This window comes from Actinacidiphila sp. bgisy144 (genome assembly GCF_057708105.1).
In genome coordinates, this window is the sequence record NZ_JBYIRM010000009.1 from 71650 (window position 1) to 86539 (window position 14890).

The following is a 14890-nucleotide window of genomic DNA, read 5'->3' on the forward strand; positions in this document are numbered from 1 at the left end:
TACTGAACAACGTCTTCACATGTGAATCTACGCCCGGAGCCTACGTCCACGCGGCCCGGCCGAACAAGAGGGGTCAGACGCGATGGCTGCTGCCGAGGGGGCCGGTTCCCAGGTCAAGTCCGCGGTCCGCACGGTCGAACTGCTGGAGTTCTTCGCGGGCCGCCCCGGCATGCACAGCCTGGCCGCCGTCCAGGAGTCCGTCGGCTACCCCAAGTCGAGCCTGTACATGCTGCTGCGCACCCTGGTCGAGCTGGGGTGGATCGAGACCGACGCGACCGGCACGCGGTACGGCATCGGGGTGCGCGCGCTGCTGGTCGGCACGTCGTACATCGACGGCGACGAGGTGGTGGCCGCCGCCCGGCCCACCCTGGACCGGCTCTCCGACGAGACCAGCGAGACCATCCACATGGCCCGGCTCGACGGCACCAACGTGGTCTACCTCGCCACCCGCCAGTCCCAGCACTACCTGCGGCCCTTCACCCGCGTCGGCCGCCGCCTGCCCGCGCACTCCACCTCGCTGGGCAAGGCGCTGCTGGCCACCTACACCGACGAGCAGGTGCGGGGGCTGCTCCCGGAGACGCTGGAGCCGCTCACCGAACACACCCACACCGACCGCGAGAAGCTGATCGAGGAGCTGGCGGCCATCCGCGAGCAGGGGTACGCGGTGGACCGCGAGGAGAACACCCTCGGGCTGCGCTGCTTCGGCATCGCCATCCCCTACCGCACCCCCGCGCGGGACGCGGTCAGCTGCTCGGTGCCGGTGGCCCGGCTCACCCCCGGGCACGAGCAGATGATCAAGGACACCCTCTTCGACGCCCGCGACCGCCTCCTGCTGGCCACCCGCCGCCTCTGAGGGCCCCGTTGCGGCCCGCAGTCCCCGCAGCGAGGGCGCATCGCCACAGAACTTGCCCCGGTGCACGCGCGATTGCCCGGCGGGGCACGTACGCTACCCGCACGAACGTCCGGCGCGCTCCCGCGTTTCTTGCCGTACCGCGCGCCGGCGGCCGTCCGTGTGACGCACCGAAGGAGTGAGTACGTGCAGGAGCGAAAGCAGGCTGCGAGCGCCGAGCGACACCAGGGAGCCGTACCGCGCAAGCCCACTGCCCTGCCGTCCGCCGAGGGACTGGGGAGGGCCGCCGCCGCTGCCGCCGGGCAGCTGCCGGGCGGGCACTCACCGGCGTCCGTCATCGCCTTGCAGCGCTCGGTCGGCAACGCCCGCGTCGCCCACCTGCTGGAGACCCAGCGCCACACGCACGGCCCGTCCTGCGCGCACCAGCAGGCGGCGCCGGAACCCGAAGGCGGCCCGGTACAGCGGCGGACGGCCGCGCACGACGTGCTGGGCCGTGCCGGGCAGCCGCTGCCGGAGCCTGAACTGCACGACATGCAGGCACGGTTCGGCGGCGCGGACTTCAGCGACGTACGCATCCACGACGACGCGGTGGCCAAGCGGTCGGCGCAGGAGATCGGCGCCCTCGCCTACACCTCCGGCAGCCACATCGTCATCGGCGAGGGCGGCGGGGACCGCCACACGCTCGCCCACGAACTCACGCACGTCCTCCAGCAGCGGCAGGGCCCCGTCGCGGGGACGGACCACGGCAACGGGATGAGGATCTCCGACCCGTCCGACCGCTTCGAGGTCGCCGCCGAGGAGAACGCCCGGCGCGTCATGTCCGGCAGCGCCCCCGCCGCCGAACCGGCCGCCCAGGACGCGACGGCCGGCGACGGGGCCGCGCCCGCCCTGCAACGCCGCAAGCCCTCCGCCGCCGCGCCCACGGAGCACTTCGCGGACCGGGCCCAGGAACACCCCGAATGGGCGGTGTTCCAGAAGATGATGAAGGCCGGCGGCTTCCCCGCGGACGTGATCGAGAGCGCCTGGCAGCTGCTGCTGGGCGGCATCGCCGAGCAGGAGGTGCTGAACCGCAAGTCCGCCGACCCGTCGATCGACTCCGCGGAGCGCCGCAAGATCCGGGCCTCGAACACCTGGTTCCGCGAGCTGGTCAACCTCGTCGGCGACCACCTGCGGATCACCACCCCGACGCTGGCGCTGTGGTCGGGCGGCTTCGACGTGAGCGTCTACGCCCACGGCAAGGGCCACACCTCGCTGGAGTTCACCCGGCTCGGCAAGGTCGTCGACCAACTGGAGCTGCACGCCAACTGGAAGCTCCAGGCGCCCTTGTGGAACGTGCTGTCCACCGCGTTCGTCGAGCGCGCCACGGGCCCGGTGCACGTCTTCCTGCGGGCCTACAACCCCGACAGCGTCCTGATCGCGCAGGAGATCCCCCAACTGCGGATGATCCAGCGGCTCAACCCGGCGGTCACCCTGATGTGGCACCCGCTCTACACCACGCCCGACGGGAAGATCAGGGAGATCTCCGAGCGCCTGGAACTCACCGACAACGCGGAGTACCGCAGCCGCGACAAGTGCGTCGCCGTGATGTACCACTACCTGCTGCGTTTCCACGACGAGAGCAACAGCAAGGCGTCCGTGGCCCATGCGGAGATGAACGAGCTCCTCGCGAAGAACGTCAACCCGAAGGCACCCGCCGTCTAGGACGGGAGCGGTCAGTCGCCCGCCCGGGGGAGCCGGACTCCGGGCGGGGCGCCGTAGATTCGGGGGATGGCTGACGTGAACGCGGGCGGGACCCGCACGGAAGACACCGGCGGCATCGACAAGTTCTCCCCGGAGACGATCGGCAGATTCGCCTCGTCCTTCGGCGCGGCGGCGGCCGCGTACTCCCGGCACCGGCCCGACTACCCGGCCAACGGCGTGCGCTGGGCGCTCCAGCCCGCGCTGGACGCCGGGCTCGGGGCGGCCGACCGCACCCTGGACGTCCTCGACCTCGGCGCGGGCACCGGCAAGCTGAGCGCGGTGCTCGCCGGACTCGGCCACCGGGTGACCGCGGTGGAGCCCGACGGGCAGATGCTCGCCGAACTGCGCGGCTACGCACCCGGGGTGAGGGCGCTCCAGGGCGGCGCGGAGGAGATCCCGCTGCCGGACGCCTCGGTGGACGCGGTGCTCGCCGGGCAGGCCCTGCACTGGTTCGACCAGACCAGGGCGCTGCCGGAGATCGCCCGGGTGCTGCGGCCCGGCGGCGTGCTGGGCGCGCTGTGGAACACCGACGACGAACGGGTCGACTGGGTCGCGGGCCTGGGCACGGTCCTGGCGAGCCGGCTGGGCTTTCGCACCTGGTCCCGGGACCGCTCGATCGGGTCCCACCCCGAGCTGTTCCCGGTCGAGGAGGCGTACTTCCCGCACACCCAGCGGCGTACCGCCGACTCGCTGGCCGCGACGATCGGCACCCACTCGCACGCGCTGACCCGCGAACCGGCCGAGCGGGAGGCGCTGGTCGAGCGGGTGCGCTCGTATCTGGCCGCGCGCCCGGAGACCGCGGAGGGCGAGTTCGAACTGGCCCTGATCACCGTCGTGCAGCGCTCGGTACGGCGGTAAGTCGGCGCTCCCGGCCTCTGCCGCCGGCCCGGACCCCGCTGCTACGCTCGCGCCGCGCCGTAGCGCGGAGGTCCGGGCAGGAAGAGGTGACCGTGGGCATGTCCGTCGAGCACGGCGCCGAGGCCGACGACGCGGCCGCCTTCCACGCGTTCTTCGAACAGCACTACGCCGAACTCGCCCGCCTCGCCCACCTGTTGACGGGTGAGGCGGACACCGCGGACGACCTCGCGGCGGACGCGCTGGTGGCGCTGTGGCGGCACTGGGACCGGGTGCGGGCGGCCGAGCACCCGGTGGCGTACGCGCGGGGGGTGGTGGCCAACCTGGCCCGCTCGCGCATCCGCAGCGCGGTCCGGGAGCGGCGCAGGGTCGCCCTGTTCTGGTCGCAGCGGGCCGAACGGGTCACGGAGCAGCCGGACGTGCCCGCGGTGCTGGACCTGCGGGAGGCGTTGCAGCGGCTGCCGTTCCGCAAGCGGGCGTGCGTGGTGCTGCGGCACGCGTTCGACCTGTCGGAGAAGGACACCGCGGAGGCGTTGGGCATCTCCGTGGGCACCGTGAAGAGCCAGACCTCGCGCGGGGTGGCGGAGTTGGAGCGGCTGCTCGCCCAGCCGGCCGAGCCGCCCCGGACGCCCCGCCCGGCGCCGGCGCCGGCACAGGCACCGGTTGCGACCGCGACCGCCGTACGGGCGGCGCCCGCCCTGGCCAAGGCTCCCGCGCCCGCCCCGGCGCGTCCCCAGGAGGGCGCGAACGCCGTGGACACCGTTGCACGCGCTACCCTCCTTGCGGCGCAACGCCCCACGCAGACCGCCGAGTTGGCGGCTCCCTGCACCGGCGACCGGGGCGGGGAGCCCGAGCCGGAAGGCGACGGCGAGGGCGCCGAGACAGGGCGGCAGGCACGGACGGGGGACAGTACGCCGGTCCGCGGGAGCGCTCCCGCGGCGGGGACCGGCGCAGAACCAGGCGCGGCGGCACCGTTACCGGGATCGGAGCGTCCCACGGCACGCCCGCGTACGCACACCGGACGGGAACTGCGATGACCGAACTGCCGCATCTGCCACGACAACTGCGTGAGGCGGCCGACGCGCACCGCCCGGACCGGGAGCGGATGCTCGCCCGGGTGGAACGTGCGATCGCCGCCCCGGAGTGCGGGCCGGCGCACGCTGCCGCCCCGGACGCGGCGCCCCGGGAGCACTCCCCCGCCCCCTGGATGCGGGTCAGCGCGGCAGCCGCGGCCGTGGCCGCCGCGATCGCCATCGGCGGCCTCGCGGTCGGCGAGGTCAGCGGCGACGGCGGCGCCCCCGGGCACGGCGCGGTGACGTCCGGCGCCGCCAGCGCCACAGCGCCGCGGCCCGCGCCGTCGGACGCCTCCGGGGGCGCGGCCCGGTCCGGCCCGGTCGAGCAGCACAGCGCCCCGCACCCGGGCCGTACGACGCCGAGCGCGCACCCCACCACCCGCGGCCAGGGGAAGGCGCCGACCCGCACACCGTCCGCGGGCGGGGTGGCCGCGGCACCCGACGGCACCGGGCCGTCCACGCCCGCCACCGGGACCGGGACCGGCCACGCGAACGGCGGGGTCACCTCCGGCGGCAGCGTCGACCCGAACAGCAACGCCTACTGGACCGAGGACGACGTCAAGGTGACCAGTACGGTGGCGCTGGCCTCGCTCACCGTGGAACTGCGCGTGTCCGGGCGGTCGGGCGAGGTCGACAGCAACAGCAGCTACACCTCGGCGAGCGGGGTCACCACCTCGGTCTCGACCAGCGGCGGCGACCTGCTCTACCGCTGGACGCTCAACCCGGGCCAGACGCTGCCGCCGGGCACGTACACCTTCGCCGGCCAGTTCGACCACGCCGCCCGCGACCGCGCCACCTCCGCCGACCGCTACACCGTCACCGCCGACGGGCCGGCCGGACCGGCCACCTGCACCGGCGGGTTCTGACCGCGGGCGGGGCAACCGGGCGGGACAACCGGGCAGGACAGCCGACCGGGGCAGCCGACCGGGGTGCCCTCAGCCGCCGGGCGCCGAACCGCCGCCGCTGCCCTCGCCGGTGCCCTCGTCGATGCCGTGGGCGCGCCGCAGCTCCGCGGCTTCCCGTGTGCGGCCGAGCCCGTCCAGCACCCGCGCGGCGGCGCGGACGGCGTTGCGCAGCCGGTCGTCGAACGCGCCCGGGGTCTCCTCGGTCAGCCGCCGGTAGCGGGCGACCGCCTCCTCGGCGGCCCGCAGCGCGTCGTCCTGCTCCCGGCCCGCGCCCGCCCTTACCTGGGCGAAGAGGGTGAGGGCCGCGCCGAGTTCGGGCTCGACGGCGGCCGGGCTCCTGGCACCGGCCGCCCGGTACCACTCCACCGCCTCCCTGGTCACCGCCAGGGCCTGCGCCTCCTGGTCGGTGTCCGCCAGCGCGAGGCCGTGGTTGTGCAGGGCCCGCGCGAGGCCGTCCTCGAAGGCGTGCGGGTTGCTCGCGGCCAGCCGCCGGTACAGCGCGACGGCCTCCTCGGACGGGCCCAGCGCCTCCCGTGCCCGGTCGGCATAGATGAGGTGCAGGGCGAAGTTGCTGAGGAAGGACGCGAAGTTGGGTTCGTACGCCTGCGGGTCGCGCGCGGCCAGCCGCCGGTAGACGTCCACCGCCTCCTGGGCCGGCCCCAGCGCCTCTTCGCCCCGGCCCACCCCGGACAGGTAGATGCCGAGGTTGGCGAGGGAGTCGGCCAGGTCCTCGTCGGCGGCCGCGGGGTCGAACGCGGCCAGCCGGCGGCGCACCGCCACCGCTTCCTCGGTGACCGTCAGGGCCTCCTCCTCACGGCCCACCTCGGCCAGCCGGCTGCCCAGGCTGAGCAGGCAGGTGGCGAGGTCGGCGTCGTAGGGGCCCGGGCGCCGCGAGCGCAGCAGCCGGGCCAGCGCACCGCGGGCGGTGCGGCGCCGGTAGACCGCCACCGCCTGCTCCGTCGCGGCCAGGCCCTCCCGGAGCTGTCCCATCCGCCCGAGGACGTGGCCGTGGTTGTGCAGGGCCCGGGCGAGAGCGATCTCGTAGCCGGCCGGGTCCGTGCCGGCCAGGCGCTCGTAGAGGCGCACCGCCTCCTGCGACGCCGCCAGCGCCTCCTGGTGCAGACCGGCGTCGTTGAGCCGGTAGACCAGGGTGAAGTGGGCGTCCGCGCGGGCGTGCGGGTGGGTCGTCGCCGGGTAGCGCCGGGCCAGGGCCGCCGCGACGGAGGCGATGCCGGTGTCGAGGTCGACATGGCGGTCGGGGAAGCGCGCGGCCAGCGCTTCGAGCAGTCCGGTGTCCAGGTCGAGGCCGGCGAGGGCGGTCAGCGCCGGGCCGCCCGCCTCCAGCGCCAGTCCGGGGTCCGCTGCCAGGATCTGGGACAGGTGGGCCGTCACATGGGGCCAGCGCCCGGCTGCCGCCGTCAGGAAGGTGATGGTGCGGCCGATGTGGCCGGGCGGCGAGCCGTCGGGGGCGGCCCGGCCGAGGGCCTGGGCGACGGGGAACGCCCAGGACCGGGCGGGGTGGCTGGTCGTGGTGTGGCCGGGCAGGGAGAGGGCGATGAAGTCCTCGGCGAGCCGGTCCGGGTACAGCGGCTCCAGGGCCGCGCCGGGCTCGGCGGGCGGGTAGCAGGCGGCGTGGTCGTCGAGCACCCGGCCCGGGGGGAGTTCCAGGTCGAGGCCGCGCACGATGTCCTTGGCCCGCGGCCGGGCAGTGGGACCGGTGAGCGCCGCGGCGAACACCACCCGCGCCATGTCCTCGGGCGGGGTGCGGAAGTCCAGGCCCTCGACCTGGTTCTCGAAGAGCTGGGTCCAGCGGCGCAGTTCGCGGTCCAGGAGGTAGGCGGACAGGCCCGCGGGGTCGGTCGGGGGCCGGCCGCCCCGGACGTGGGAGTCGACGGCGGCCAGCGCGGCCATGTGCAGCGTGAGGACGAGGCCGAAGTCGGCGTGCCGCAGCGGGCCGGGCGGTTCGACGGCCGTCGGGTCGCGGACGCCGTAGCGGTGGGCGAAGCAGTCGCGCGCCACCGTGAACATCCGGCGCCGGGCGGCGTCCGCGGCGGCGCCGGTGCCGCTGCCGCCGGGGCCGCCGTCGTAGCCACTGTCGCTGCCGCCGGGGCCGCCGTCGTAGCCACTGTCGCTGTTGCCACGGCCGCCGTCGCCACTGTCGCCGATGGGCCGGAGCAGGCAGGCGTCGGTGCGGGCCTGGAGCTCGGTCAACGCGGCGCGGATCGGCGGCCACGGGTGGAGCGAGCGGGCGAGGAGCAGCAACCGGGTCGGGAGGTCGCGGTGCAGCAGTTTGTTGCTGAACAGCCAGGTCAGGTGAGTCAGCGGCCAGCGGTCGGCGTAGTCGACGACCAGCAGGATGCCGGGGGCGGCGCCAGGTTCCAGGGCGTGGCTGCCCGGGGGTGGCGCGGCCGTGCCGGGGCCGTGCGTCACACTGACGACCTTCCACCCGGCGGCCGCGCTCTGCTCGGCGAACTCGGCGGCCAGCCGCGTCTTGCCCTGGCCGCCGGGCCCGTGCAGCCACCGGGCCGCCAGCCGCGGCCCGTCCGCGTCGCGCCAGGCCGCCAACTCGGCCTGCTCCCGCGCCCGTCCGGTGAACTCCACCAGCCGGAAGCGGGCGTTGAGCAGCCGGCTGGGCTGGGCCAGCAGCCAGTGCGGGTCCGGCTGCGCGGTGGCGCGGTGCTCACCGAGCAGGTAGACCGGGCCCCGGTCCGGTAAGACGTGCAGGTCGGCACCGACCACGCCGTAGCCGAAGCCGCTTTCGACCTGGACGACCTGGCGGTCGCCCCCGGTGTCAGGGGGCGGGGTCGCCGGCGGTGCCACCGCCGGTCACCGCCGATCCGCTGCGGGGCCGGCGCCGGGCCCGGGTGCGCCCGGCGGGTTCTCCGGCGCCTGGTGCACGATGACGTCGCCGCCCTGGGCGGCGAACACCCGGCCGTTGTCGCGGGCGACGTTCATCTGGACCTGGGCCCGCCGGTCCTCGGGCAGCGCGGAGCGGATCTCGCTCAGCAGGACGCGCAACTCGTCCGCGGCCTCGGGGTGTTCGCGCAGGAAGCCCTCCAAGTGCAGCTGCCACACCGGGACCAGGGCCGCCCGCACGCGCTCGGCGTCCTCGGCCTGCGCCACAAGGGCCGCGTTTCCCTCCAACTGGGCGTCGAGGGATGCCTGCTGGGCGCCGCCGGAGCGTCCGAACAGCCGGGCCAGCCGGTCACGGGCGCCCGCCCACGCGTCGGTCGCCATCGCCGCCACCACGGTCGTCGCGCCCGACAGGGCCAGGTCCGCGGCTGCTTCCAGCATGCATCCTCCTCGAGGTCCGGGGCTGCGGCGCTCCTTTCGCGTGTGTCCATCATGCCGCGCCGGCCGGCCCGCGTCAGGGGAAGCGCGTAGGCCGGCCGGCGTGCCGGGCGCCGGCGCCGCAGGGCCATCGGCACCCTCTTCCGGCGGCTTCGGGAAATATTTGCGCCGCCACGGCAACCCCTCGCGCCCCGGTGGCGACATGGGTACGCACCGACCCTCCCGCCCCGGCGGGGGCGGAGGAGCCGGGGCGCGGCGGTACCCCCATGATCGCCGCGCCCCGGGGTGCTCCGGCAGGAGAGGGCCTGCGGCGCCTGGGGGAAGCTTTCGCTCGCTGCGCCCGCCGCCGCTTGCCGAGGACCACGCCGGGGTCGGCCGGCGGGCGGGGAACCGGGTGGCTGGGGGCGGGGTGGCCGAAGGGGCCGGCGTCACCGGGCTGCCGGGCCGGAGGTGAAGAACGCGACCATGTGCTCCAGGCCCCGCTCGCCGAACATGCTGTCCAGGCTGGCGGCGGACTCGGCGGCGGACGCCTCGCTGCGCGGGAACAGCGCCTCCTCGTACGCGGCCAGAGCGGCCTCGGTGTCGCCGGGATGCGCGGCGACGGCCAGGGCGAGTTCGGCGCCGTCGAACATGGCCAGGTTGGCGCCCTCCCCGGCGAAGGGGGACATCAGGTGGGCGGCGTCACCGAGCAGCGTCACACCCGGGGTGCGGTCCCAGCGGTGCCCGACGGGCAGGGCGTGGATACGGCGCGGGGTGATCGTGTCCGCGTCGGCGACCAGGGCGCGCAGGCCCTCGTCCCAGCCCTCGAAGCGGGCGAGGACCGCGGCCTTGGCGGCGGCGTGGTCGGTGAAGTCGACCGTGTCCAGCCAGTCTTCGCCGGCCTTGAGCGCCGTGTAGACGTGGAGGCTGCCGTCGCTCTCCCGGTGCGCGAGGACACCTCGCTCGCCTCCCAGCGCGATGAAGAACCCGCCGCCGACGACCTCGGCGCTGCATGGGTGGCGGGTGGCGGCGTCGAACAGGTCGGTCTCGACGAACGAGATGCCGGTGTAGGCGGGACGGGCGCTGGAGACCAGCGGCCGGATGCGGGACCAGGCGCCGTCCGCGCCGATCAGGAGATCGGTGGTGATGGCCGAGCCGTCGGCGAACGTCACCTCGTGGCGCCCGTCGTCCAGCGCCCGGGCCCCGGTGGCCTTCCGTCCCCAGTGGATGGTGCCGTCGGGCAGGGAGCCCAGCAGCAGGTCCCGCAGGTCACCGCGGTCCACCTCCGGCCGGCCGCCGGTGCCGTCGTCCTCCTCGGCCACGCGCACCGTGCCGTCGGGGCCGAGCAGGCGCATGGCCTGACCGCCCTCGTGGACGATCTTGAGGAAGCCGTCGTGGAGGCCGGCGGCGCGCAGGGCCTTCTGCCCGTCGTCCTCGTGGATGTCGAGCATCCCGCCCTGCGTACGGGCCGCCGCCGACGCCTCCCGTTCGAAGATCGCCGAACCGATGCCGTTGACGTGCAGGACACGGGCGGCGGTCAGGCCGCCGAGGCCCGCGCCGATGATCGCGATCGGGACGTGGCTGGTGCTCATGGGGCCTCCGAAAGCAGTAAGGGAACACCTCGGTGCGCGGGTCGTCAGCGCACGGCTGCTCGCACGGGCGGTTGCGCGGCGAGGAGGAGGGATGCCGCGTTCACTCCGTCCACGGTAACGAACATGTTCGTTGCGAACAAGTTCGACTCGCCGCGGCAAGAGACGGCGGGGAGGCTGCCGCGTCCCGGCGACCTCGTCGCCGGAGCCGGTCACCCCGCCCGGGATCAGTCCCCTGCTTCCGGCAGCGGTGTGCGCGTGATGCCGTTGACGAGGACGTCGAAGCTCCAGCGCATCCTGGCCGGCACCGAGCCGCCGATCAGCGCGGGCATGTGCGCGGCGATCGCCGGATGCGTCGCGCCGTCCACGGCGTGCAGCGCACGCGCCGTGGCGTTCCACTCGTCCGCGGAGGAAGGGTCGTGCTCACGCGTCGCGTGCTCGGCAGCGGTGGCCGTCGCGTCCTGGAGCAGCTTGTCCACCCCCCAGGCGACCTGCTCGCGACCGGCGCCGCTGTGCGAGAGGAGATCGAGGACGCGCTCCAACAGCCGCAGGTAGTGCTCGCCGCTCGGACGGGCGACGAGCGCGGCCCGCGCCAACTGCGGGTACGCGAACAGCACCCGGGTGTAGGACGCCATGACGGCACGAAGCTGCTCGCGCCAGTCCTCACCGCCGTCCCGCCCGGTCAGGTCGACCTCGCCGAGCAGGGAGTCCAGCACGGCCGCGTGCAGTTCGGCGGTGTTGGCGATGTAGACGTACAGCGACGCCGGGCCGGTATCCAACTCCTGCGCCAGGCGGCGCATCGTGACCTTTCCCAGGCCCTCTTCCCGCATGATCCGCACGGCGGTGTCCACGATCCAGCGCCGGGACAGGGCGGGCTTCGCCGGACGCTCCCGGCGGCTGATCGGCTCTCTTCTCGCGGTCATCACCCGATCGTAACGAACATGTTCGGGCCGCACCGGCGGGTCGTCCGGCCCCCTCTCGTCCCCGCCGCGAACGACGGTTGCCGCGAACGATCCGTTGGCGGAGCGGGATCGGCGAGGGGCCGCCGGACCCGCGTCGGTCTCGTTTCGGCCGCAGGCACCATGGCCAGCCCCCGGCGGAGGCCCGCCCCCACGCCGAAGAGCGGGCCCGCGCCGTCGGCGGGGACGTCCTCCGGGCCGCATGGCGGGGGGAGGGGCTTTGCGGAGGCGGCTATGGGCGCAGGGCGGTGCGGAGGGCGGCGAGGTCGGCGTCGCTCGCCAGGCCCGCGTGGTAGAGGCGCAGTTCGGTGGCGCCGAGGGCGGCGGCGTGGGCCGCGTCGGCGGCGAGGGTGCCGGGGCTGCCGCCCATGCCGGACACGACCGTGAAGTTCGCGGCGAGCACGGTGCCGTCGCGGCGGTGCGCGGCGAGCGGCGCGAGGACCGCCTCGCGGACGGCCGATCCGCCGGTGCAGGGCAGCACCAGGCCGTCGGCGTGGCCGAGGATGTGCGCGGGGTCCACCCCGGCGTTCGCGCCGCAGCGGTAGGGCAGCGGGTCGGCGTGCATGAGCACCTGGAACCCGGGGGCGGCCGCGGCCCGGACCGCGGCGATCGCCTCGGCCTGGAGCGAACCGGCGGTGCGGGTGCGCCAGTCGAAGGTCAGGGCGGTCGCTTCCGCGCCGAGCAGCCGCTCGATGCCGTCGCGGCCCGCCGCCCGCTCCCCGCCGCCCGCGGCGCCGGCCCAGACGGGTCCGAGGGCGGCGCGCACGTCGGCGGCGAGGCGGTCGGGGTCGGCGCCGAGCCCGGCGTAGCCCGCGCGGCAGTGCGGGCAGAAGCAGAGCGACATCAGGTAGGTGGCGGCGTCGCCGAGCGGCACCCCGCCGATCTTGTCGTGGGCGTGCAGGTGGGCCAGGCCGTACCAGCCGAGGGACTCCAACTCGGTGCCGAGGGCGCCGGGTCGGGGGGCGGCTTCGGCGGCCAGCTCCACCAGGTGGGCGCGGACGGCGGGTTGGGCGATGCACGGCGCCCACGGGTAGCGGTCGCCGTAGGCGTTGACCACGCTGGTGTCCGGATGCTCGGCGCCCATCCGGGAGTTGTGGGCGAGCACCACCCAGCTGTGCACGTCCAGGCCCGCGGCGGCGAGCGCTGCCGCGGCCGTACCGTAGGCGTCGGGGTCGCCGCCGGTCCAGGCGCCCGCGGGGTAGGGGCGCAGGGCATGCGGCTGCCAGCGGGCGGGGTCGGGCGGGTAGAGGACGGCGGCGTACTCGGCGGTGACCACGCGGCGGGCGGGGTGGCGCGGGGTCAGCGCGCGGGTGGAGTGGTAGGCGGCGGCGAGGGTGACCTGCTGCACGCCGAGGGCGGCGACGCGGTCGGCGGCCGCGGGGTCGCCGAGGACGTCCCAGGGGTAGAGGAAGGCGGAGGTCCGCAGGGGGGCGGGTGCGCCGGAGACGTCTGCGCCGGAAGGCCGGCCGGTGGCCATGTCAGCGCCCGCCGGCCAGCGCGAGGCCGCGCTCGATGAGTTCGCCGAGCTCCTTGACGTGGGCCGCGGTGGGCTCCGACAGCGGCGGCCGCACCTCGCCGACGTCCAGCCCGCGCAGCCGCACCCCGGCCTTGACCAGCGAGACGGCGTAACCGCGGCCCTGGTTGCGGAGGTTGACCAGCGGGAGGTAGAAGCCGTCGAGCAGTGCGCGCACGGTGTCGTCGTCGCCGGCGGTGAGCGCGCGGTGGAAGGCGAGCGCGATCTCGGGCGAGAAGGCGTACACCGCCGAGGAGTAGAGGGTGACGCCGATGCCGCGGTAGGCGAGGCCGGTGAGTTCGGCGGTGGGCAGGCCGTTGAAGTACAGGAAGGGGTGGCCGGGCAGTTCGGCGCGGACGGTGCTGATGATCCGCTGCATGAGGTCGAGGTCGCCGACGCCGTCCTTGAGGCCGATGATGTTCGGCACCTTCGCCAGGGCGACGACCGTCTCGGGGGTGAAGACGGCGTTGTCGCGCTGGTAGACGATGACGTCCAGGCCGGTGCCCGCGGCGAGCGCGGTGTAGTGGCGCAGCAGGCCCTGCTGGTCGGCGACCACGAGGTAGGGGGGCATGGCGAGCAGGCCGTCGGCGCCCGCCCGTTCGGCCACGGCGGCGTACTGGAGGGCGAGCGCGGTGCCGTATCCGGCGCCTGCCACCACCGGGACCCGGCCGGCCGCCTCCTCGACGGCCGCGGCCACGCACGCGCCGAACTCCTCGGGGGTCAGCGCGTGGAACTCGCCGGTGCCGCAGCAGACGAACGCGGCCGCGGCGCCGGCCTCGATGCCCCGCCGGACGTGCGTGCGGAAGGCGTCGAGGTCGAGCGCGCCGTCGGAGTCGAACGCCGTCACGGGAAAGAACAGCAGACCGTCAAGTCGCTCGGCGAGCGCGGGCGAGGTCATCGGGTGTCCCCCTCGGAGCTGTGCGGCGCGTCGTGCGCCCTTGTGATTCACGTCCATACTTATGAACGCTGCCACGCTAGGCGAGGCCCCGGGCACGGGTCAAGCGGACGGACTTTCCCCGGCGCCCCCGGCGCCCCCTCCCCATTGTCCATGTATCTGAATACGCTGCGGGTCTGCATACGCTGCACGGGCCCACTCGGCCGTCGAACCAGTCGAACCCGTCGAACCAGGAGGCATCTCCATGACCGCTCCTCGCACCGTCCTGCTCACCGGCGCCGCCGGCGGGCTGGGCACCTTGATGCGCGGGCTGCTGCCGTCGTACGGATACGACCTGCGGCTGCTGGACGTACGGCCGGTCGAGCCGCTGCCGGGCGAGGCGGACCGCGACCCGGCCGGCGCACCCGAGGCGATCACCGCCGACCTCGCCGACCGGGACGCGCTGCGCGAGGCGGTCCGCGGAGTGGACGCGGTGCTGCACCTGGCGGGCATCTCCGTGGAGTCCACCTTCGACAAGATCCTCGCGGCCAACATCCAGGGCACCTACCACCTTTACGAGGCGGTCCGCGAGGAGGGCGTCCGCACCGGGGGCGCGCCCCCGCGGGTGGTCTTCGCCTCCAGCAACCACGCGGTCGGCTTCACCCCGCGCCCGCAGGGCGACGACCCGCTGATCCCGATCGGCACCCCGCACCGCCCCGACACCTTCTACGGGCTGTCCAAGGGCTTCGGGGAGGACCTGGCGCAGTTCTACGCCGACAAGCACGGGGTCGACACCGTCTCGGTCCGGATCGGCTCCTGCTTCCCCGAGCCGTCGAACGTGCGGATGCTGTCGGTCTGGATGAGCCCCGCCGACGGCGCCCAGCTCTTCCACGCCGCGCTGAGCGCGGGCACCACCGGGCACACCGTCGTCTACGGCTCCTCCGCGAACACCCGGCTGTGGTGGGACCTCACCTCGGCGCGGGCGCTGGGCTACGAACCGCAGGACGACTCCGAGGTGTTCGCCGCACAACTGATCGCCGAGCAGGGCGAGTTGGACCCGGACAACCCCGCCCACGCGAACCTCGGCGGCGCGTTCTGCACCGACCCGCCGATCTGGCCGTACTGACGGACAGCACGTGTCGACAGCCGGACGGCAGTCGTACGGCGGGGGCGGGCGCACGGCGGGAAGGGCGGCGGGCGGGCCGGGGCGAAGGCGGCGGAAAGGGCGCGGACAGGCCGCGGACAGGCTGTGTCGCCAGCCG

11 protein-coding genes and 1 pseudogene are annotated in these 14890 nt (G+C 75.1%); 6 read left to right on the top strand and 6 right to left on the bottom strand.

Annotation, left to right across the window (positions count from 1 at the left end):
* Positions 1-82: 82 nt before the first annotated feature.
* The 5 genes and pseudogenes from AC3EVP_RS13220 to AC3EVP_RS13240 all read left to right on the top strand — a co-directional run bounded on the left by AC3EVP_RS13220 (position 83) and on the right by AC3EVP_RS13240 (position 5384).
* Complete coding sequence (locus AC3EVP_RS13220) at positions 83-853, top strand: IclR family transcriptional regulator (protein WP_335973326.1); 771 nt, start codon at positions 83-85, stop codon at positions 851-853.
* A gap of 183 nt (positions 854-1036) precedes the next feature.
* Complete coding sequence (locus AC3EVP_RS13225; protein ID WP_435129576.1) at positions 1037-2551, top strand: eCIS core domain-containing protein; 1515 nt, start codon at positions 1037-1039, stop codon at positions 2549-2551.
* A 66-nt stretch (positions 2552-2617) separates the two neighbouring features.
* A complete protein-coding gene (locus AC3EVP_RS13230) occupies positions 2618-3448 on the top strand; it encodes a class I SAM-dependent methyltransferase (protein WP_335973328.1) in 831 nt (276 codons plus the stop codon).
* Between the two features lie 98 nt (positions 3449-3546).
* Positions 3547-4068: pseudogene (locus AC3EVP_RS13235) on the top strand (SigE family RNA polymerase sigma factor); the annotation flags it as partial.
* 410 nt (positions 4069-4478) lie between these two features.
* Positions 4479-5384 carry a hypothetical protein gene (locus AC3EVP_RS13240; RefSeq protein WP_435129579.1) on the top strand — a complete coding sequence of 302 codons (906 nt, stop codon included), beginning with the start codon at positions 4479-4481 and terminating at the stop codon, positions 5382-5384.
* Positions 5385-5453: 69 nt separating this feature from the next.
* Here the strand turns inward: AC3EVP_RS13240 and AC3EVP_RS13245 are convergent, their stop codons facing one another.
* From AC3EVP_RS13245 to AC3EVP_RS13270, 6 genes are all read right to left on the bottom strand, one after another.
* Positions 5454-8243, bottom strand: coding sequence for a tetratricopeptide repeat protein (locus AC3EVP_RS13245; RefSeq protein WP_435129582.1), 2790 nt, complete (start codon positions 8241-8243; stop codon positions 5454-5456).
* Positions 8244-8249: 6 nt separating this feature from the next.
* The gene (locus tag AC3EVP_RS13250) at positions 8250-8717 is read right to left on the bottom strand and encodes a hypothetical protein (RefSeq protein ID WP_335973340.1); all 468 of its coding nucleotides are present in this window, start codon (positions 8715-8717) and stop codon (positions 8250-8252) included.
* A 425-nt stretch (positions 8718-9142) separates the two neighbouring features.
* Positions 9143-10285, bottom strand: a complete 1143-nt coding sequence (locus AC3EVP_RS13255; RefSeq protein ID WP_435129586.1) for an FAD-dependent oxidoreductase — start codon at positions 10283-10285, stop codon at positions 9143-9145.
* Between the two features lie 224 nt (positions 10286-10509).
* Complete coding sequence (locus AC3EVP_RS13260) at positions 10510-11205, bottom strand: TetR/AcrR family transcriptional regulator (RefSeq protein WP_435129589.1); 696 nt, start codon at positions 11203-11205, stop codon at positions 10510-10512.
* Positions 11206-11473: 268 nt separating this feature from the next.
* Complete coding sequence (locus tag AC3EVP_RS13265) at positions 11474-12667, bottom strand: hypothetical protein (protein WP_435129805.1); 1194 nt, start codon at positions 12665-12667, stop codon at positions 11474-11476.
* A gap of 52 nt (positions 12668-12719) precedes the next feature.
* Complete coding sequence (locus tag AC3EVP_RS13270) at positions 12720-13652, bottom strand: 5-dehydro-4-deoxyglucarate dehydratase (RefSeq protein WP_435129592.1); 933 nt, start codon at positions 13650-13652, stop codon at positions 12720-12722.
* A gap of 241 nt (positions 13653-13893) precedes the next feature.
* On the opposite strand from AC3EVP_RS13270, the gene AC3EVP_RS13275 reads away from it, so the two are divergent.
* Entirely contained in the window at positions 13894-14754 is an 861-nt protein-coding gene (locus tag AC3EVP_RS13275) for an NAD-dependent epimerase/dehydratase family protein (RefSeq protein WP_435129595.1), read from the top strand.
* Positions 14755-14890 lie beyond the last annotated feature (136 nt).